Origin of the sequence: Parabacteroides faecalis, from assembly GCF_022809355.1 — a bacterium.
Classification (GTDB): domain Bacteria; phylum Bacteroidota; class Bacteroidia; order Bacteroidales; family Tannerellaceae; genus Parabacteroides; species Parabacteroides faecalis.
Genome location: NZ_JAKZMM010000028.1, coordinates 1 through 20,620, shown reverse-complemented (window position 1 = coordinate 20,620; position 20,620 = coordinate 1). Strand labels below are relative to the sequence as shown.

17 protein-coding genes and 2 tRNA genes are annotated in these 20,620 nt (G+C 42.3%); 17 read left to right on the top strand and 2 right to left on the bottom strand.

What is annotated here, in order from left to right; genetic code table 11:
- Nucleotide 1 precedes the first annotated feature (1 nt).
- From MUN53_RS11325 to MUN53_RS11305, 5 genes are all read left to right on the top strand, one after another.
- On the top strand, nt 2-1,033 hold the full coding sequence (locus MUN53_RS11325) for an iron ABC transporter permease (protein WP_243325517.1): 1,032 nt from the start codon (nt 2-4) through the stop codon (nt 1,031-1,033).
- Nucleotides 1,034-1,035: 2 nt separating this feature from the next.
- Nucleotides 1,036-2,058 carry an ABC transporter ATP-binding protein gene (locus MUN53_RS11320; RefSeq protein WP_243325516.1) on the top strand — a complete coding sequence of 341 codons (1,023 nt, stop codon included), beginning with the start codon at nt 1,036-1,038 and terminating at the stop codon, nt 2,056-2,058.
- Nucleotides 2,059-2,134: 76 nt separating this feature from the next.
- The gene (locus MUN53_RS11315) at nt 2,135-2,701 is read left to right on the top strand and encodes a DUF4251 domain-containing protein (protein ID WP_243325515.1); all 567 of its coding nucleotides are present in this window, start codon (nt 2,135-2,137) and stop codon (nt 2,699-2,701) included.
- A 139-nt stretch (nt 2,702-2,840) separates the two neighbouring features.
- Entirely contained in the window at nt 2,841-3,224 is a 384-nt protein-coding gene (locus MUN53_RS11310) for a co-chaperone GroES (protein ID WP_022454822.1), read from the top strand.
- 95 nt (nt 3,225-3,319) lie between these two features.
- Entirely contained in the window at nt 3,320-5,611 is a 2,292-nt protein-coding gene (locus tag MUN53_RS11305; protein ID WP_243325514.1) for a bifunctional dihydroorotate dehydrogenase B NAD binding subunit/NADPH-dependent glutamate synthase, read from the top strand.
- 125 nt (nt 5,612-5,736) lie between these two features.
- Here MUN53_RS11305 and MUN53_RS11300 read toward each other — a convergent pair whose 3' ends face one another.
- Nucleotides 5,737-6,648: an AraC family transcriptional regulator gene (locus MUN53_RS11300; protein WP_243325513.1), complete on the bottom strand. Its 912-nt coding sequence runs from the start codon at nt 6,646-6,648 to the stop codon at nt 5,737-5,739.
- A gap of 197 nt (nt 6,649-6,845) precedes the next feature.
- Here MUN53_RS11300 and MUN53_RS11295 point away from each other — a divergent pair, with 197 nt between their 5' ends.
- The 7 genes from MUN53_RS11295 to MUN53_RS11265 all read left to right on the top strand — a co-directional run bounded on the left by MUN53_RS11295 (nt 6,846) and on the right by MUN53_RS11265 (nt 15,321).
- Nucleotides 6,846-7,949, top strand: coding sequence for an efflux RND transporter periplasmic adaptor subunit (locus MUN53_RS11295; RefSeq protein WP_243325512.1), 1,104 nt, complete (start codon nt 6,846-6,848; stop codon nt 7,947-7,949).
- A gap of 12 nt (nt 7,950-7,961) precedes the next feature.
- On the top strand, nt 7,962-11,153 hold the full coding sequence (locus tag MUN53_RS11290) for an efflux RND transporter permease subunit (RefSeq protein WP_022454827.1): 3,192 nt from the start codon (nt 7,962-7,964) through the stop codon (nt 11,151-11,153).
- 17 nt (nt 11,154-11,170) lie between these two features.
- On the top strand, nt 11,171-12,529 hold the full coding sequence (locus MUN53_RS11285; RefSeq protein ID WP_243325511.1) for an efflux transporter outer membrane subunit: 1,359 nt from the start codon (nt 11,171-11,173) through the stop codon (nt 12,527-12,529).
- A gap of 289 nt (nt 12,530-12,818) precedes the next feature.
- Nucleotides 12,819-12,906, top strand: a tRNA-Ser gene (locus MUN53_RS11280).
- Nucleotides 12,907-13,003: 97 nt separating this feature from the next.
- Nucleotides 13,004-13,336, top strand: coding sequence for a type II toxin-antitoxin system RelE/ParE family toxin (locus MUN53_RS11275; RefSeq protein ID WP_243325510.1), 333 nt, complete (start codon nt 13,004-13,006; stop codon nt 13,334-13,336).
- Nucleotides 13,314-13,619, top strand: a complete 306-nt coding sequence (locus MUN53_RS11270) for a helix-turn-helix domain-containing protein (protein WP_243325509.1) — start codon at nt 13,314-13,316, stop codon at nt 13,617-13,619. The genes MUN53_RS11275 and MUN53_RS11270 overlap by 23 nt, the downstream gene beginning before the upstream one ends.
- 439 nt (nt 13,620-14,058) lie before the next feature.
- Nucleotides 14,059-15,321 carry a clostripain-related cysteine peptidase gene (locus tag MUN53_RS11265; protein ID WP_243325508.1) on the top strand — a complete coding sequence of 421 codons (1,263 nt, stop codon included), beginning with the start codon at nt 14,059-14,061 and terminating at the stop codon, nt 15,319-15,321.
- Between the two features lie 45 nt (nt 15,322-15,366).
- Here MUN53_RS11265 and MUN53_RS11260 read toward each other — a convergent pair.
- Nucleotides 15,367-15,453: transfer RNA gene (locus MUN53_RS11260), tRNA-Ser, on the bottom strand.
- A 146-nt stretch (nt 15,454-15,599) separates the two neighbouring features.
- Here MUN53_RS11260 and mltG point away from each other — a divergent pair.
- The 5 genes from mltG (at nt 15,600) to MUN53_RS11235 (ending at nt 20,224) form a co-directional block, all read left to right on the top strand.
- Nucleotides 15,600-16,640, top strand: a complete 1,041-nt coding sequence (gene mltG, locus MUN53_RS11255) for an endolytic transglycosylase MltG (protein ID WP_243325507.1) — start codon at nt 15,600-15,602, stop codon at nt 16,638-16,640.
- A 71-nt stretch (nt 16,641-16,711) separates the two neighbouring features.
- Nucleotides 16,712-18,310 (top strand): thiamine pyrophosphate-dependent enzyme, encoded by a 1,599-nt coding sequence (locus tag MUN53_RS11250; RefSeq protein WP_243325506.1) that lies wholly within the window; start codon nt 16,712-16,714, stop codon nt 18,308-18,310.
- On the top strand, nt 18,307-18,891 hold the full coding sequence (locus MUN53_RS11245; RefSeq protein WP_243325505.1) for an indolepyruvate oxidoreductase subunit beta: 585 nt from the start codon (nt 18,307-18,309) through the stop codon (nt 18,889-18,891). Before MUN53_RS11250 ends, MUN53_RS11245 begins: the two co-directional genes overlap by 4 nt.
- Before the next feature lie 38 nt (nt 18,892-18,929).
- The gene (locus MUN53_RS11240; protein WP_243325504.1) at nt 18,930-19,442 is read left to right on the top strand and encodes a TlpA family protein disulfide reductase; all 513 of its coding nucleotides are present in this window, start codon (nt 18,930-18,932) and stop codon (nt 19,440-19,442) included.
- Nucleotides 19,439-20,224: a 4Fe-4S binding protein gene (locus MUN53_RS11235; RefSeq protein ID WP_022454837.1), complete on the top strand. Its 786-nt coding sequence runs from the start codon at nt 19,439-19,441 to the stop codon at nt 20,222-20,224. The genes MUN53_RS11240 and MUN53_RS11235 overlap by 4 nt, the downstream gene beginning before the upstream one ends.
- The last annotated feature ends 396 nt before the right edge of the window (nt 20,225-20,620 follow it).

The window sequence follows — 20,620 nt, the reverse complement described above, 5'->3', positions numbered from 1 at the left end:
TATGAAGAATCGTATTGCCTTATTACCATTATTGTCGGTCTGTCTGGTTTTGCTGTTTGGCTTGAGCCTGGTTTATGGCGCCGTCTCTATTCCTTTACGGGAAGTTATCGATATTTTATGCGGCAAGGGCTCTTCTTCGCCGGCATGGGAATATATTGTATGGCAGGCCAGGTTACCTCAGGTGGTGACAGCTCTTTTTGCAGGAGCCTCCTTGGCTGTAAGTGGATTGCTGTTACAGACGTTGTTTAGGAATCCGTTGGCTGGTCCTTCCATATTGGGTATCAGTGATGGTGCTAATCTGGGGGTAGCGGCTGTATTATTATATTGGGGAGGAAGTATCAGTCAGGTATCCGACTTCCCCATTACCGGATATGTAGCCGTGATCTTGGCTGCTTTATTGGGAGCATTTGCTATTTTAGGTATCATTATCTATTTCTCCTCGAAGGTGAAAAACAATGTCATGCTGCTGATTATCGGAATAATGATCGGTTATATGGCATCTTCTCTGATTTCAATCTTGAATTATTATGCAGCAGCCGATCGTGTACATGCTTTTGTGATGTGGGGGTTAGGTAACTTCTCGGCTGTTTCTATGGAACAATTACCTTTCTTCTCGATAGTTTCAGTAACTGGACTTTTATTATCGGTATTGCTTATCAAACCATTGAATGCTTTGCTGCTGGGAGAAATGTATGCAGCCAATTTGGGAGTAAAAGTAAAGCAGGCACGTATGCAAATCTTATTCTGTACCGGATTACTGACAGCCATTGTGACTGCTTTTTGTGGTCCCATCTCTTTTATCGGATTGGCTGTACCTCATATAGCACGTCTGCTGTTAGGCACATCCAATCATAAGTTATTAGTTCCGGCAACGATATTGGCTGGTTCGTGTGTAGCTTTGTTATGTAATTTGCTGATGGTTGTTCCGGGCAGCAATACAATATTACCTTTGAATGCTGTTACACCAATGTTGGGTGCGCCGGTCATCATTTATGTTATTATCAATCGTAAAAACATTCAGTATTTTAATTGAGGATGAAACAGAATCCGGTTATCACGACAAATGCTTTGGCGATAGGCTATCTGTTGAAAGGTGGACGGAGGAAAGTTGTACACGAAGGTTTGGACTTGCAGTTACGAGCAGGAGAGGTAACTTGTCTTTTGGGATTGAATGGGGCCGGTAAGTCAACATTACTTCGTACATTATGTGGTTTTCAACCACCGTTGCAAGGAGAAATTTATTTGTCAGGGAAGGCTTTGGATAGCTACTCCAGGGCTTCGTTTGCCATGACACTGGGAGTTGTATTGACCGAGAAAACGAATGCCGGAGGATTGACTGTTTATGAACTGGTTTCTTTGGGCAGGCATCCTTATACAGGCTTTTGGGGTAGATTACGGGAAGCGGATAGACAAATCATAGAAGATTCGATGGAGGCTGTAGGTATTACGCATAAAGCCTCTCAGTTCGTTTCGGAACTGAGCGATGGAGAACGCCAGAAGGCTATGATTGCTAAAGTATTGGCTCAGCAGTGCCCGGTTATTTTATTGGATGAACCGACCGCATTTCTGGATGTGACCAGCCGGATTGAAACGATGGCTCTTCTGCATCGTCTGGCAGTAGAGCAACAAAAGGCTATTTTGTTGTCTACCCACGATTTGGATTTGGCAATCCAGATGGCAGATTGTTTATGGCTGTTGGCAAAAGACAAACCGATGGTTGCAGGTTCTCCTGAAGACCTGATTCTGCAAGGTGCATTTACTTCTTTCTTTGATCGGGGCATGATTCATTTTGATTCCCTGACGGGTAAATTGAATTTGGTACAAAAGAATCAGCCTGTATTAGTGAGAGGCGAATCGAATTTAGTCTATTGGTTGGGCAATGCCTTGAAACGTAATGGCTTTGATCCGATGGAAAATGATCATGCGGATATCGAGATTACGGCTCAGACTTCTTCTCGTATGCTTTTGCATCAAGTGGGCCGGGAACCTCAGACTTTTACTTCTGTTGCTTCATTGATGGAATATTTGAAAGATATGTCTTCCTTTATCCATAATTAACAGAATAACATGCAACTTTTGAGGGGTAAAAACTGTCTATATAGTATATATTAAATATTTAAACAGGAAGAAAAGTATGAAAAGATTAGTAATGATGTTGGTTGCATTCCTGTTGGTAGGAACAGGAGCCATGTTTGCTCAAGAAGATACGAGAGCTGCTAGAAAAGCGGCTAAGGAAGCTGAAAAAGCTGCTCAAGAAGCAGCCGAGATGCAGGCGTTTGAAACGGCTAAGAAAGCTATATTCGATAAAGATTTCGTTTTGGAAGCCGACCGGGTTGAATTCAAGCGAGGTAATTTTAAATATGTAACACCGAGTACGAATTTTGTCTCTTTAATAGATGGAAAGGCAACGGTACAGTTGTCGTTCGACGGAGCTTTTTCCGGACCGAACGGAATAGGCGGAATTACAGTGGAAGGAACTCCTTCGAATGTAGAAGTTGAAACCGATAAGAAAGGAAATGTAAACTTTAAGATGATGGTACAGGGAATAGGTATTTCCGCTTCTATTACCATACGGATGATAGAAGGATCGTCCAAATGTACGGCGACTGTTTCACCAAACTTCAATAGCAACCGGATTTCTTTTACCGGAACGGTTTATCCAAGTGCGGAATCATCTGTCTTTAAAGGACGAACTTTGTAATATCGGTCAGGAGTTTATAAGTACAGGATTCGGGAACTAACGAATTCTAAAAAAGAAAGTCACGAGAATTAAAATCGATTCTCGTGACTTTTTTTGTAAACTTTCGTAGCTTTGTTGTCCAAACAAATGATTTTACGTTATGCAGTTATCTTTAGAACAAAAAGACATTCATAAATTCCTGATGATAGGAGATAAAGTACTGATTAAACCGAAGAATCCACAAAGCCAGACAAAGACTGGACTTTATTTGCCGCCTTCGGTACAGGAGAAGGAGAAAATACAGGTCGGTTATATTATAAAGGTAGGACCGGGATATCCACTTCCGGCACAGAATGAGGAACGGGAAGTTTGGGAAAAGAAAGAAGAAGAAGTCCGTTACTTGCCGTTGCAGGCCCAAGAAGGTGACTTGGCTGTTTATTTGCAGAATGCCGCCTACGAGATCAATTTTAATGAAGAAAAGTATCTGATAGTACCTCATTCTGCTATTCTAATGTTGGTTCGGGATGAAGGATTGTTTGAATAATTAGATTTTTTCTTGACAAAAGTCGTTTTATCTAATTTAATAGCGTATATTTGCTTTCTGTTAATCAATACAAACTTTCGATAAAATGCGATTATATGAATAAGATAGTTGGTAAAGAGTTTTTCTCGGAAAAAGTCGTGAAGCTTGAAGTCGAAGCTCCGCTGATTGCCCGTTCTCGGAAAGCCGGGCATTTTGTGATTGTGCGCGTAGGTGAAAAAGGTGAGCGTATGCCTTTAACCATTGCAGAAGCTGATGTGAAGAAGGGTACAATTACACTGGTTGTTCAAGAAGTTGGTCTCTCTTCTACCAAACTGTGTCAGTTGGAAGTAGGTGACTACATAACGGATGTGGTAGGTCCGCTGGGACAGGCAACGCATATCGAAAAGTTTGGTACAGTGGTTTGCGCCGGTGGAGGTGTGGGTGTTGCTCCGATGTTACCGATTGTGCAGGCACTGAAGGCTGCAGGAAACCGAGTGATTACGGTTTTGGCCGGCCGGACAAAAGAACTGATTATTTTGGAAAAGGAAATGCGAGCCAGTTCGGATGAGGTGATTATCATGACGGATGACGGTTCGTATGGACAGAAAGGTTTGGTAACAGAGGGAGTAGAAGCTGTCATTTTAAGGGAGAAAGTGGACAAGTGCTTTGCTATTGGTCCGGCTATCATGATGAAGTTTGTCTGCCTGCTGACCAAGAAATATGATATCCCGACAGATGTTTCTTTGAATACGATCATGGTGGATGGTACGGGAATGTGTGGTGCATGCCGTATTACAGTGGGTGGAAAGACGAAGTTTGTTTGTGTAGATGGACCGGAGTTTGATGGTCATCAGGTGGATTTCGACGAGATGCTCAAACGTATGGGGGCTTTCAAGGAGATTGAACGGGAAGAAATCCATAAGCTGGATCATCTGGAAGAGGCGCATGCGGCAGCGTTGAACGACCGTACAGCTCCGTGGCGGGAAGAATTGCGGAAAGCGATGAAGCCTAAGGAACGTACAGCGATTCCGCGTGTCAAGATGAATGAACTGGATCCGGAATATCGTTCACATACGCGTCTGGAAGAAGTAAATCAGGGATTAACGGCTGAACAGGCTCGTACAGAGGCAAGCCGTTGTCTGGACTGTGCGAATCCGACATGTATGACGGGTTGTCCGGTAGGTATTAATATTCCATCTTTTATCAAGAATATTGAACGTGGAGAATTTTTGGAAGCTGCTAAAGTTCTGAAGGAAACGAGTGCACTGCCGGCTGTTTGTGGTCGCGTTTGTCCACAGGAAAAGCAATGTGAATCGAAGTGTATCCATTTGAAGATGGGACACGAAGCGGTTGCTATTGGTTATTTGGAACGCTTTGCTGCCGACTATGAACGGGAAAGTGGACAGATTTCCTTGCCAGAAGTAGCTCAGCCTAATGGTATTAAGGTTGCGGTTATTGGTTCGGGTCCTGCCGGTCTTTCATTTGCAGGTGATATGGCGAAGTTGGGATATGAAGTAACTGTGTTTGAAGCTTTGCATGAGATTGGCGGAGTGCTGAAGTATGGTATCCCGGAATTCCGTTTACCCAATAAGATCGTAGATGTGGAGATCGAGAATCTTTCCAAGTTGGGTGTAACCTTTGTGAAAGATTGTATCGTTGGAAAGACAATCAGTGTGGAAGATCTGAAAGCTGATGGTTTCCAAGGGATCTTTGTCGCTTCGGGTGCTGGTCTGCCTAACTTTATGAATATTCCGGGCGAGAACTCTATCAATATTATGTCATCTAATGAATATCTGACTCGTGTGAACTTGATGGACGCGGCGAATCCGGAATCAGATACACCGGTTGCGTTTGGCAAACGTGTAGCTGTGATTGGCGGAGGTAATACGGCGATGGATTCTGTCCGTACTGCGAAACGTCTGGGTGCAGAGAAGGCGATGATTATTTATCGTCGTTCAGAGCAGGAAATGCCGGCGCGTCTGGAAGAAGTAAAACATGCAAAGGAAGAAGGAGTCGAGTTCCTGACTTTACATAATCCGATTGAATACAAGGCTGACGAGAAAGGTCGTGTTAAACAAGTCGTACTGCAGAAGATGGAACTGGGCGAACCGGATGCTTCTGGTCGCCGGAGTCCGGTACCGATTCCGGGTGCTATCGAAACATTGGATATTGACTTGGCAATTGTCAGTGTAGGTGTTTCGCCGAATCCGATAGTTCCACATTCTATTCCGGGGTTGGAATTAGGACGAAAAGGTACGATTGCTGTTAATGAGAATATGGAATCTTCCATTCCGATGATTTATGCCGGAGGAGATATTGTCCGTGGAGGTGCTACGGTTATCTTGGCAATGGGCGACGGTCGTCGTGCGGCAGCAGCCATGCATCAACAGTTGACGAAGAATAAATAATATATTGGGTTGATTTTATACTGAGATAAAGGAAGTCCGGTTGCAAGCTTTATGGCAAGGTAACCGGACTTCTTGTTTTTTATTGCTTCAGAATGATTTTGGGTTATTCCTGGATAATTGAATGTCTATTGTGATAGATCTTTCTTGGACCGGAATTGTGTAGGTGTCATGCCTAAGTGTTTTTTCGTATACTTCGTGAAAAATGACAGATTCGGAAAATCCAGATCCAGTGCAATTTCCTTAATACTCTTGCTTGAATACTTGAGTTCATATTTGATGCATTCAACGGCATGTTCGTTGATAATTGATAAGGCATTTTTCCCTCGAATCTGTTTGACTATGCGCGATAAGTATTTGGGAGAATAACAAAGCTTATCGGCATAATAGGAAACAGACCGGTGTTGTCCATTATCCGACATGAGTTCTTCCATGAACCGCTTGAAAACATAATCAGCCTGTAAAGGTTTTTGAGAAGTGTCTATTGGATTATCCGGTAAATTGATCTTTGTGTTGATGATTCCCATCATTTCACAAAAGAATGCTCCAAACAAAAGTTGTAAGACTTCTTTCTTTTCTTCAAACATGCTACTTTTGATCCGCGAATTGATCAATAACCGATATTGATCGAATGATTCGACTTCATCCGGACTGAGATGTCTGACCGGATTCTTATGAATATAGTGCATGACCTTCCAGTGGTCTTTATCGAATTGTAAAGTACGTTCCAGAAAAGGTGCAGACAGACAGGCAAATTCGGTTGCATGGTTTGGACTGGCCAAAACCTTACTGATGATCAGATTCGGCGGACTGAGTAACAAATCGTTTTTCTCCAGAGAATAACTTTGGTTATTTAGTTCGATCTGGATATGACCTTCCGTGCAGAATAACATGAGGAACAAATCAAGTTTAACCTTCTCTTGCCCTAAAAGAAGGTGATCAAGACTATTGCTTACAACCAAATAATCGTCGGCATAACTGTCATGATTGTAACTTTTGAGTTGTTCAATATTCACTTTGATGATTTCTTCTTGTTCCATATTCCTATTTTTTGTCGCCAAAGATGGGAAATAAAGATACTAGTTCTACATTCAATTTGCTATCAAAAATGTTCTATTTTCCACTTTGCGGCAAACCTCAAAAGGCAAAAAGGGAAATGGATCATTCCTGTGCGAAAAAAGATTACTCGTGTGATTTCCTCTTACGGTACTTTTGCCGCGAATTTTAAATTATTGATATGAATACATTAGGAAGAAAATGCTGGCAAATAGCTCTTATTTGCTTTACGTTAGGGTTGATCTCCTGCAAACAGGAGGAGAAAGGACAAGCTGAGGCAAAGTATTCGGTGATGAAAATCTCCGCAAATGCCGAGAAAGAAGTGATGACTTCCTATTCAGCTACTATTGAGGGGAAACAGGATATAGCGATATATCCTCAAGTTTCAGGTTATATTGAAAAGTTATGTGTAACTGAGGGTGAGAAAGTGCGTGAAGGACAGATTCTGTTTGTAATAGATCAAGTCCCGTACAAAGCCGCTCTTGAGACTGCCTTGGCAAATGTGAAAGTGGCAGAAGCCTCATTGGCTACAGCTGAACTGACATACAACAGTACCAAGGCTTTGTTTGAACAGAAAGTAGTTTCGGATTATAACTTACAGACTAGCCGGAATTCTTATCTCACGGCACAGGCTCAACTGGCACAGGCGAAAGCTGAAGAAGTGAACGCCCGGAATAACTTATCGTATACGGAAGTAAAAAGTCCGAGTGATGGTGTTATCGGAATGTTGCCTTATCGAAAAGGTGCTTTGGTAAGTCCTTCTATTCCGCAACCGTTGACGACAGTTTCTGATAATTCGGATATGTATGTATATTTCTCGATGACCGAGAATCAGTTACTGGCATTAGCCCGGCAGTATGGAACTGTTGATCAGGCGATCAAAGATATGCCGGAAATCCAGCTTCAGTTGAACGATCAGAGTATGTACGAGAAGAAGGGACGGATCGAATCTATCAGTGGAGTAATCGACAAAACCACAGGAACTGTAGGTGTCCGTGCTGTATTCCCGAATGAAGCTCGTCTGTTACACAGTGGATCTTCTGGTAATGTGCTGATCCCAAGTACTTATAAGAATTGTATTTTGATTCCTCAAGGAGCAACAGTTCAGTTGCAGGATAAGATTATCACGTATAAGATTGTAGATGGTAAAGCTACTTCTACTTTGATTCAGGTAGCTAGTGTTGACGATGGACGTGAATACATTGTATTGGACGGATTGAAAGAAGGAGATGAAATCGTTTCGGAAGGAGCTGGTATGCTTCGTGAAGGAACTCAGATAAAATAAGGATATGGCTTTATGAAAGGAAATATATTTATTAAGCGGCCTGTGATGGCCCTGTCTATTTCTATTCTGATCCTGATCGTCGGATTTATTTCGTTGGCAACATTGCCTGTTGAGCAGTATCCGGATATTGCGCCGCCTACTGTTCGTGTGGAGGCAACTTATACAGGAGCCAACGCGGAAGCCGTTATGAACAGTGTGATTATGCCGTTGGAAGAAAGTATCAACGGTGTGGAAAACATGATTTATATCACATCAACGGCAACCAACTCGGGTTCGGCAGAAATCTTGGTTTACTTCAAACAGGGAACGGATCCGGATATGGCGGCTGTCAATGTACAGAACCGTGTTTCCAAAGCTCAGGGTTTATTACCTTCTGAAGTAACAAAAATCGGTGTCAGTACGACGAAACGTCAGAATAGTTTCTTGCAGATTGGAGCCTTGGTTAGTCCGGACAATCGTTATGATGAAACATTCTTGGCCAATTATCTGGATATAAATGTTATTCCACAGATTAAACGTATTCAGGGCGTTGGTGATGTCTTGGAATTAGGTGATACCTATAGTATGCGTATTTGGATGAAGCCGGATCGTATGGCTCAATATGGATTGGTTCCTTCGGATGTAACAACTGCGTTAGGAGAACAGAACATTGAGTCGCCAACAGGTTCATTGGGAGAAAATTCAGATCATGTATTCCAATATACGATGAAATATAAAGGACGTCTGAAAAGTACGGAAGAGTTTGAGAATATTGTAATCCGTTCACAGTCCGATGGTTCGGTTTTACGTCTAAAGGATGTAGCAGAAGTTGAATTAGGACGTCTTTCTTATAGTTATCATGGTGAAGTAGATGGTGCTCCGGGTGTGATTTTTATGGTATTCCAGGTTGCTGGAGCCAACGCAACAGCGGTTAATGAAGAAATCTCCGCGTTGTTGGATGATATGTCTAAGGAACTTCCGACGGGAACTGAATTTATCCAGATGATGAGTGTCAATGATTTCTTGTTTGCTTCTATTCATAATGTAGTGGAAACTTTGGTCATTGCCATTATCCTGGTTGTATTGGTAGTTTATTTCTTCTTGCAGGATTTCAAGAGTACGTTGATACCATCTATTTCGATTATCGTTTCTTTGATCGGAACATTCGCTTGCTTGCAAATTGCCGGTTTCAGTATCAATATCCTGACATTGTTTGCCTTGGTGTTGGCCATTGGTACGGTTGTGGATGATGCCATTATTGTGGTAGAAGCGGTGCAGGCGAAGTTTGATGTTGGCTATAAGTCTTCTTATCTGGCGACAAAAGATGCTATGAGCGATGTAACCATGGCGGTTATTTCTTGTACGGGTGTGTTTATGGCTGTATTTATCCCTGTTACATTCATGGGTGGAACATCTGGTGTCTTCTACACGCAGTTTGGTGTAACAATGGCTGTGGCTGTTGGTTTGTCTTGTATTAATGCATTGACTCTTTGTCCGGCCTTGTGTGCCATGATGATGAAACCTTCGGATGGAGAAAAAGGTGCCAAAAGTTTCAACGGTCGGGTACGTGCGGCTTATAATGCTTCTTATAATGCTCTGTTAGGTAAATATAAGAAAGGATTGATGTTCTTGTTCCATCACCGGTGGATGGCTTGGGCTTCATTTGCGGTGGTAATCGTCTTATTGGTTTACCTGATGACGACCACAAAAACAGGATTGGTTCCACAGGAAGACCAGGGTGTTATGATGGTCAATGTAAGTACGTCGCCGGGTAATACGTTGGTAGAAACAGATAAAGTATTGGATAAAGTAGAGAATATACTAAGGAATACACCAGAGGTAGAACATTACTCAAGAACGGCTGGTTATGGATTGATTTCCGGACAAGGAACTTCGTATGCAACGTTGATTGTCCGATTAAGGAACTGGGAAGAACGAGAAGGCAAAGAACACACGGTGGATGCTGTGATGAAACAGTTGAATGCTCAGTTTGCCTTGATTAAAGAAGCGCAGATCTTCTGCTTCCAGCCGGCTATGATTCCGGGTTACGGTACGGGTAACTCAACCGAATTGTATCTGGAGGACAAGACGGGTGGCGACATGGGTACTTTCTATCAATTGGCTATGCAATATTTGGGAGCGCTGAACCAGCGGCCGGAAGTAGCGATGGCTTATACTTCGTATGCCATGAACTTCCCGCAGATTTCAGTTGATGTAGATGCTGCCAAATGTAAGCGTGCCGGTATTTCTCCCAATACGGTATTGGATGCTTTAGGATCTTATTGTGGTGGTTCGTATGTGTCTAACTTCAATAAGTTTGGTAAAGTATATCGTGTCATGCTGCAGGCATCGCCTGAGACCCGATTGGATAAACATGCCTTGGATAATATGTTTGTACGTAATGGAGATGAAATGGCTCCGATCAGTCAGTTCGTTACGATTAAGAATGTATTAGGTGCTGAAGTAGCCAAACGTTTCAACTTGTATAATACCATTACAGTCAATGTGAATGCGGCAGAAGGATATTCAACAGGTGAAGTTCAGCAGGCCATCAAGGAAGTTGCGGAACAGATGCTTCCTACCGGCTATGGTTATGAATATGGAGGTATGGCTCGTGAAGAGGCTTCAAGTGGAGGTGCACAGACGGTCTTTGTATATGTTCTTTGCGTTGTCTTGATTTATCTGATTCTTGCTTGTTTGTATGAAAGTTTCTGGGTTCCGTTGGCAGTTATCTTATCCGTTCCGTTTGGTTTGATGGGTAGTTTCTTGTTTGCCAAGATTGCCGGTCTGGAAAACAACATCTATTTGCAGACAGGTGTGATTATGTTGATTGGTCTGTTGGCAAAGACGGCCATCTTGATTACCGAATATGCCATTGAACGCCGGCGTAAAGGTATGGGAATTGTTTCGGCTGCTTATTCTGCCGCTCAGGCTCGTTTGCGTCCGATTCTGATGACCGTTCTGACAATGGTATTTGGTATGTTGCCTTTGATGTTCTCGACTGGTGCCGGAGCGAATGGTAATAGTTCATTGGCAACGGGTGTTGTGGGTGGTATTACGATAGGTACGTTGGCTATACTTTTCGTTGTTCCTGTTCTCTTTATTTTCTTTGAATATTTACAGGAAAGGTTGCGTAAACCGCTGTCTGAAGAAGAAGACATGCAGATTGTGTATGAAAAACTAAAGACTCAGGCAGAACGTGATGCGTTGAATACTAATAAGTAAATGAAAGAATGAAACGTATGAATAAATGGATTTTCATGATAGGCGCTACTTGCATGTTGAGTAGTTGCGGTATATATTCTACCTATAAGCCACAGACATCGGTGCCGGAAAACTTGTATGGAGAAGAGTTCTTGGCAGAGGATACCGTGAGCTTGGGTAATTTGGAGTGGCGGGAATTATTTAAAGACCCGCAACTCCAGGCTCTGATTGAAAAAGGATTGCAGAACAATACGGATTTGCGGACAGCACAACTCCGGGTTGAAGAGGCAAAAGCTGCTTTATTGGCTGCTAAATTGTCGTTCTTGCCTTCGTTGGCTTTCTCTCCACAAGGTACAATAAGTAGTTTTGACGGCGAGACATCGAAGACTTATACGGTTCCGGTTTCGGCTAGTTGGGAATTGGATATCTTTGGAAAACTGCGTAATGCCAAGAAACAGGCTCAGGCAGCCTATGAACAGAGTGAAGATTACCAGCAGGCTGTTCATTCCAGTTTGATTGCTAATATAGCCAATACGTATTATACTTTACTGATGCTGGATGAGCAGTTGGCTATTTCGGAAAAAACTGCTGTTTCGTGGAAAGAAACCGTACAATCGACCGAGGCGTTGATGAATGCCGGCTTAGCCAACGAGAGTGCTGTTTCGCAAATGAAAGCAACTTATTTTGAAGTTGAGAATTCGGTGCTTGATTTGAAGGAACAGATTAATCAGGCAGAAAACAGTTTGGCTTTGTTGTTGGCTGAATCTCCGCAGAGTTTTGATCGGGGGCGTTTGGCTGATCAGGAATTTCCGGAAGAGTTTTCGGTGGGTGTGCCGATACAACTTTTGGCTAACCGTCCGGATGTACGGGAAGCTGAGCGTCAGCTTGAGCAGGCTTTTTATGTAACGAACCAGGCTAACGCAGCCTTTTATCCGTCGATTACACTCAGTGGAAGTGCAGGATGGACAAATTCTGCAGGAGCTCTTATTACGAATCCAGGAAAGTTCCTGGCTTCGGCTGTAGCTTCGCTGACGGAACCTTTATTTAATAGAGGAACATTGATTGCTCAGAAACGTATTGCCAAGGCGCAGCAGGAAGAAGCTTCCCTGGCATTTCAGCAAAAACTGTTGAGTGCCGGTAGCGAGGTTAATGATGCCTTGACTTCTTATCAGACGAGTAGAAATAAACGTAGTAATTATGAACAGCAGATTGTCTCTTTGGAAAATGCATTGCGAAGTACAACGTTGTTGATGGAACATGGTACGACTACTTATCTGGAAGTATTGACGGCAAAACAAACGTTACTGAGTGCCGAGTTGTCACAAGTGGCCAATCAGTTTAAAGAAATCCAGAGTGTGATCAATTTGTATCAGGCTTTGGGTGGCGGACGGATCTAAAACGATTGGATCACTGAAAGAATAAAGCTGGGAAAAGTTTCCTTTGAAGAAAAGAATGAGGTTAAACTAAGCGGATAGTCTTTTTCTTATAACTCATGTTTCTTCATATTAACGATTAAAATTTCTTCCGAATGAATTGCTCCTTCAAAGGGCTTTTCCCGGCTTTTTTATCAGAAAAGAACTGTTTGAAGGCAAATCGATTGTGGGTTTATTCGGAAAAAACTTACCGAAAAAAGTACAATGATAGCTATTCTTGACTATATTTGCCTCGGTTTTAAGGCAAACATAAGGAAAGATGCCGGAGTGGTCGAACGGGGCGGACTCGAAATCCGCTATACGGCTCTGCTGTATCCAGGGTTCGAATCCCTGTCTTTCCGCAAGATACAGCTATAAGGAACGGAGAGATCTGCGGGTCTCTCCGTTTTTTATACCCTTTAAGTTGTATAATTGTACAACTTTTCTTATTTTTGTCCTATGAGAAAGATTATAGCATATAAACAATACTTCTCTGATTTCATTAAAACACTTTCTCCAAATGAAGTTAATAAAATAAGAAGAGCTTTGGACTTGTTTAAAGTAGAAGATAAGTTACCGAGGCATTTTATTAAGTTCATTAGAGATGGATTATATGAATTCAGGATTAATTATGGGAACAATGAGTTTAGAATCTTTTTCATATATGATGGGAATACAGTAGTTATTTTATTTAATGCTTTTAGAAAAAAGACACAAAGAATACCTGAACGTGAGATAGAAAAGGCTTTAAGATTAAAAGAGGAATATTATGGAACTAAAGGAAATCGGTAAAGATCTGTATGATATCGACACTTGGCTGGATGAAGGTCTGGGTAAAGAAGGTTCTGCTGAACGAGAAAAAAATAGGGAAAAAGCATGGGAAGAATATAATGCTCAGATACTTCTGGAGGCTCGGAAGAATGCACATTTGACACAAGCTGAATTAGCAAAGCGTATTGGTGCTGATAAAGGATATATTTCGAGAATAGAACGAGGATTAACAGTCCCTTCTGTTGCGACTTTATATAAGATAGCTGCAGCTATGGGTTTGACTGTCGAACTTCGACCTCTTTAAGGTGGTATATATAATAATGAACGGAGAGATCTGCGGGTCTCTCCGTTTTTTTGTGTTCAATTTTTTAGGTGTTCTCTTGTTCTGAAAATTAAAAATCCTTTTTCCTTTTTATGTGAAATAAACAATGAATTCTTTAGTTCACGGCGTAAACTAAGTAATCCACGTCGTGAACTACTTAATCCACGACGTAAACTAAGTAATCCGCGGCGTGGATTAAAGAATGATTCGGCCGAATAAAAACTTTAGGTGAGAGAAAACGGATAAATAGATATCTGTTCTTTCTTTTTAGAAACAGGGAATAATGACAAACTTATAAATCATTCATTCTGTTTGTGGATCGTTTGGAATTTCAATATCTTTGGAGACTTTGAGGGGAACTGCTGTGCTGCTGGTATTATTTCCTCACGAAGTCATGTTAGAAATGGAAATCTGTATAAAAATGAAGCTTGTTTTTCGAATCCTGTTGTTATTGACTCCTTTTATAGGGTTGGGATGTTCGGATTCAGAACCGGAATTCTCGGAAGAGGATTTGCCCAATCGAACGATTTTGGTCTATCTGGCGGCCGAAAACTCATTGTCTTCCTTTGCATTGGATGACTATGACGAGATGCTTTTAGGTATGGAATCTGTATCGGAAAAGAATCATTTGCTGGTATATGTGGATGTGAATAAGGATAAACAGGGAAACACGGCTTTACCGCAGTTAATACATATCGGAAAGAATGCTCGAACCGGCTTGGTCGAGGAAACGTTGGTATATGAGTATCCGGAACAGGATGCTTCATCGGTAACGGTTGAACGGATGACGGACGTATTCCAGCGGGCTTTTTCAACTTATCCGGCGAAAAGTTACGGACTGGTTCTCTGGTCGCACGGCGATGGCTGGTTGCCTGTTTCGAAATCGCTTCGTTCATTTGGTCAGGATGGTGGCAGCAGTGGCCCGCAAATGGATATTTTGGATTTGGAAGAGGCTGTGGCAAAAGGTACGGAGCTTTTGGGAAAAGCTTCCGGTTTTGACTTTATTTATTTTGATGCCTGCTTTATGCAAGGTATAGAAGTGGCTTATCAATTTAGGAATTATACGAATTATATCGTTGCTTGTCCATTGGAAACTCCCGGTCCGGGTTCTCCTTATGATCTGGTATTGGATCCTTTGTTTGCCGATACACAGGCTGATGTTGTAGGTATGGCTGAAGCGTATTATAATTCGTATGCCGATCTTTATGCCGGAGGTGTAGGCGGAAGTAACAATCATTGGACTTCTGGTGCGGCTATTTCGGTAGTACAGACTTCGGGTCTGACTGCTTTGGCCGACGAAACCCGGGCGATTTATCAGGCACATTCCGATAAAATCTATTCATTGACAGAAGCAGATTTGGCGGATGTACAAGTATATGATCCGGATCGTCGGTATAATGGTGTGTATAAACAGGCCTATTATGACTTCGGAGACTTGGTAGAACAGTTGGCAACCGAAGAAGAATACAGTCGTTGGGAACAAGCACTTGATGTAGCTGTTCCTTATAAAGCCAATACGCCTACCTGTTATTCGGTTTATTATGGTGGTTGGGGCGGCAATATGCCTATTCATTCTTTTTCCGGCTTTTCGTCTTACTTCCCTTTTCAGAACAATACAAAATATACCGATTGGAATACCTATTATAAAGGTTTGGCTTGGACTGAAAGTTTAGGAATGTGGTGAGGATAAACAAAAACGGTGATCATCTTTTGGATAATCACCGTTTTGCGGAAGCTGGGGGATTCGAACCCCCGGTACGGTTACCCGTACGACAGTTTAGCAAACTGTTGGTTTCAGCCACTCACCCAAACTTCCAAGTTTTTTATGACTGCTGCAATTGTTTTGGAATTGCGTTGCAAAGGTAAATCTTATTTTTTAATAAACAATACTTTTGACGTGTTTTTTCGGAAAAAAGATACTAATTTTGTGGCTGAATCTGAAAATCAATTCATTAAATATATATGAATAAACGCTTTTCCTTTCATCATTGGATTTGGATCTGTAGTATTGCGGTATTCCTGATTCTATTTTGTTGTGGTCTTTGGATTTATCGGATAGTATGGGCTCCTAATTTCTTTTCCGAAAAACCTGTGTATGTTTATATTGACGAACAAAAAGATTGGGATCAGTTATGTCAGGAACTGGAAGATTCGGCTGCTTGTTTACATATTGGAAGTTTTCGTCAGTTGGCTTCCTGGATGAATTATGAGGGGCATCTGAAGACAGGACGGTATCGGGTAGATCCGAAGATGAGTAATCTGGATTTAGTTCGGCGTTTGCGAAGCGGGCATCAGGAAGCCATCCGGCTTACGTTTATAGGTGTGCGTTCGCGGGAAGAACTGGCAAAAAGAATGGATGAAGAGCTGATGTTGAAAGGTGATACTTTGCTTCGTCTGATGAATGATTCTGCCTGGTGTGCTTCTATGGGATTTAATAGGCAAACCATAGTCGCCATGTTTATACCTAATACCTATGAAGTGTATTGGAATGTGTCTCCCGAGCGGTTTATGGCCCGGATGAAACGGGAATATAAAGTATTTTGGAATGCTTCCCGACAAGAGAAAGCTCAGGCTGCCGGATTAAGTCCGGTTGAGGTTTCGGTATTGGCGTCAATCGTGGAAGAAGAATCGGCTGCTGTAGATGAATATCCGGTGATTGCCGGATTGTATCTGAATCGTCTGAAAGCAGGTATTCCTTTGCAGGCTGATCCGACCGTGAAGTTTGCCGTAGGTGATTTTTCTCTCCGTCGCATATTAGATAAGCATCTGGAGGTCGATTCTCCATATAATACGTATAAATATGCAGGTCTGCCTCCCGGACCGATCCGGATTCCTTCGATTCAGGCATTGGATGCGGTCTTGAATTATACGAAACACCGTTATTTATATATGTGTGCGAAGGAGGACTTTTCCGGTCGTCATAATTTTGCGGTAACTTTGGCAGAACACAATAGAAATGCTGCGAGATACCGTTCGGAACTTAACAGAAGAAAGATTTTCTGATGAATAGCTTTCAATATATAACAAAAAACGTATCTTTGACGTTTGAAACAAGACATTAATATCATAATAACATGGGAAAACATCTTTTTTTAGGGGATGAGGCAATTGCCCAGGCGGCTATTGATGCTGGTCTTTCGGGTGTATATGCCTATCCGGGAACGCCTTCTACTGAAGTAACTGAATATATCCAGAATTCTCCGGTGGCTCGTGAACGGAAGATTCATTGTAACTGGAGTGCTAACGAAAAGACAGCCATGGAAGCTGCGTTGGGTATGAGTTATGCGGGAAAGCGTTCGTTGTGCTGTATGAAGCATGTCGGACTGAATGTAGCTGCCGATTGCTTTATGAATGCAGCTATGAGTGGAATCAATGGAGGTATGATTATTCTGACTGCCGACGATCCTTCGATGCACTCTTCACAGAATGAACAGGATAACCGTATGTATGGTAATTTTGCCATGATTCCGATGCTGGAACCTTCCAGTCAGCAGGAAGCATATGATATGGTTTATCATGGTTTCGAACTATCAGAAAAATTAGGATATCCGATTTTGTTGCGTGTAACAACACGTATGGCGCATTCGCGTGCTGGTGTGGAAACGCAACCGATGAAAGAACAATTGCCAATGCATTGTCCAGAAGACGGTCGTCAGTGTTTTATCTTGTTGCCGGCTTTGGCTCGTCAGCGGTATAAGAAGCTGATTGCGGCTCAGGAAATATTCATGCAGGAATCAGAAAATTCTCCCTATAATGTATATTTCGATGGACCGGATAAGTCTTTAGGTATTATTACAACAGGTATTGCTTATAACTATCTTTCTGAAAACTGTCCGAATGGATTCAAGCATCCGGTATTGAAGATTACGCAGTATCCGGTTCCTCAGGAGAAACTGGAACGTTTGGTTGATGCTTGCGATGAGATTCTGGTATTGGAAGAAGGTTATCCGGTTGTAGAACAGCAGTTGAAAGGCTTGCTGAGTAAAGGTTTGAAGGTGCATGGTCGTTTGGATGGAACCTTGCAGCGTGATGGCGAATTGACTCCGGATGCTGTAGGTGTTGCTTTGGGCTTGGAGATCACCGAGTATTATGCAAAACCGGAAGTCGTAGAACAACGTCCGCCTGCTCTTTGCCAGGGTTGTGGCCACCGGGATATGTATCAGGCCTTGAATGAAGTACTGGCAGAATATCCGACGGCTAAAGTCTTTGGTGATATCGGTTGTTATACCTTGGGCGCTTTGCCTCCATTCCGGGCAATTGATTCTTGTATTGACATGGGTGCTTCAATCACCATGGCAAAAGGTGCTTCGGATGCGGGTGTTTTCCCGGCTGTTTCCGTGATCGGTGATTCTACTTTCACGCATTCGGGTATGACAGGTTTGCTGGATTGTGTCAATGAGAATACGAATATTACGATTGTAATATCCGACAATGAGACGACGGCCATGACAGGTGGACAAGACTCTGCCGGAACAGGTCGCTTGGAATCTATTTGTGCAGGTATTGGTGTTGATCCGGCTCATATTCGGGTCATGATTCCGTTGAAGAAGAATTATGAGGAAATGAAAGCCATTATCCGTGAGGAAATTGAATATAAGGGTGTTTCCGTATTGATTCCGCGTCGAGAGTGTATTCAAACATTAACCAGAAAGAAAAAAGCAAATAAGAAATGAAAACAGATATTATATTGTCAGGAGTAGGCGGACAAGGTATTCTTTCAATTGCCGCCGCTATCGGTGAAGCTGCTTTGAAGGAAGGTTTGTATATGAAGCAGGCGGAAGTACACGGAATGAGCCAGCGTGGAGGTGACGTGCAGTCAAACCTGCGCTTGTCTGATCAGCCAATTGCTTCGGATTTAATCCCGTTGGGACATGCCGATCTGATTATTTCTCTCGAACCGATGGAAAGTCTGCGTTATCTGCCTTATCTGAGTAAAGAGGGTTGGTTGGTTACCAATTCTCAACCGTTTATCAATATTCCGAATTATCCGGAAATGGAGAAGGTAAATGCCGAATTGGATAAACTGCCGCATAAAGTAGTTTTGGATGTAGAGGCTATTGCCAAAGAAGCCGGTTCAGTTCGGGCTGCCAATATTGTGATGTTGGGAGCGGCAACTCCTTTCTTGGGAATCGAATATGAAAAGATTGAAGAAGGGGTTCGCAGTATCTTTGCCCGTAAGGGAGAAGAAATCGTTGCCATGAACCTGAAAGCGCTGAAGGCTGGATATGAACTGGCCCAGAAGCACAATCAGTAAAGATAGGAAGAAGGTGTATTAAAATGAATAGTTCATCTATGAAGAAATTCTTATTTATTTCGATGGCTCTTTTGCTGGCCTGTGTTGCCTGGGCCCAGAATGATTCAAACGATATTGTCAAAGTGGGTGATTCAATGCCTACTTTCACAATCGTACATGACAACGGGACACAAGTGGCTTCCTCTTCTTTCAAAGGGAAAGTTATTTTGGTGAATCTGTTTGCTACCTGGTGTCCGCCTTGTCAGAAAGAATTGGCAGCAGTAAAGGATCAGCTTTGGCCGAAATATAAAGACAATAAAGATTTTGTGATGCTGGTGATCGGGCGGGAACACACGGATGCCGACTTGAAGAAATATAACGAGAAGAAAGGGTTTTCTTTCCCGCTGTATCCGGATAAGAATCGGGCTATCTTTAATGCTTTTGCCAAAAATCTGATTCCGCGCAGTTATCTGATCGGAAAAGACGGAAAAGTGATTTATACCAGCAAAGGATATACAGATCAAGAATTTGCAGAGTTGATGAATCAAATAGAAGGAGCGTTAAAGAAATGAATTATAAACATGTACATGTCATTTATTTTTCTCCCACGCATACTTCCGCTAAAATAGCTCATGCTATTGTGGAAGGAATGGGAGCGGTATCTTTTTCAGAATCAGATTTGACGTATGAAATGCCGGACTCTGAGGAAGTGGTAGAACGTGAATTGACAGTTGTTGCAGTGCCTGTGTATGGCGGGCGTGTTGCCGATACAGCAATAGAACGTTTGAAAAAGTTTGTGGGAAAAGATTCTCCGGTTGTTCCTGTCGTTGTTTACGGAAACAGGGATTATGAAGATGCGTTGTTGGAGTTGTCGGATTTGTTGGTGCAGCAAGGTTTTACATTGTTGGCTGCCGCTGCTTTTGTGGGTGAACATTCATTCAGTACATCTCAATATCCGGTAGCATCGGGTCGCCCGGATCAGAAAGATCATGACGAAGCCTTCCTCTTCGGTCAGCATGCATTGGAAAAGTTGGAGGCTTGTTCTTCGTTGGAATCTCTGTCTTCTTTGCAGATAAAAGGCAACCGACCTTATAAAGAAAAGAAGCCGTCGGCACCTGCTGCTCCGTTGGTAGATGCATCTCGTTGTAATTTATGTGGACACTGTATAGGTGTTTGTCCAGTAAGTGCTATTTCAATTGTTAATGATGAGATGTATAGTGATCCGACACGTTGTATTAAGTGTTGTGCCTGTGTGAAAGAGTGTCCGGAAGAGGCTAGAACTTTCCCGAATCCTTTCGCGGAATACTTATATAAGAATTTCAGTGCCCGCAAAGCCCCAGAAATGTTCTTATAAGGAAAGATTTCACACCCTTCACAGGAAGTGACTGACAATTAGGTAAATGAATAGGTGTGTGAAGGGTATAAAGAAAAATCGCCTATGGTATAGTAGCTATATAATAGAAGAATACCAATCAAACTAAACGAGAATCGAAAACAGATCCAACGAGGATCGAAATCGGTTCTCGTTTATTTGATTTAGAAAGGTAGGCATAAAGAGAGAAAAAGCCGGCGTCTTTTGCTGAAAAGCCGGCGTGAAATGATAAAAACACGCCGGCTTTTTGAGAATTGATAATTGAGATTGACTATGCCTAAATTTACTTTACACTTTTTTGATACGTTACTAAAAAACTCTACAGATAAAATAAGTCTTACTAAAAGGCTTTACATATTACCTTTGCAAAGATAAAAA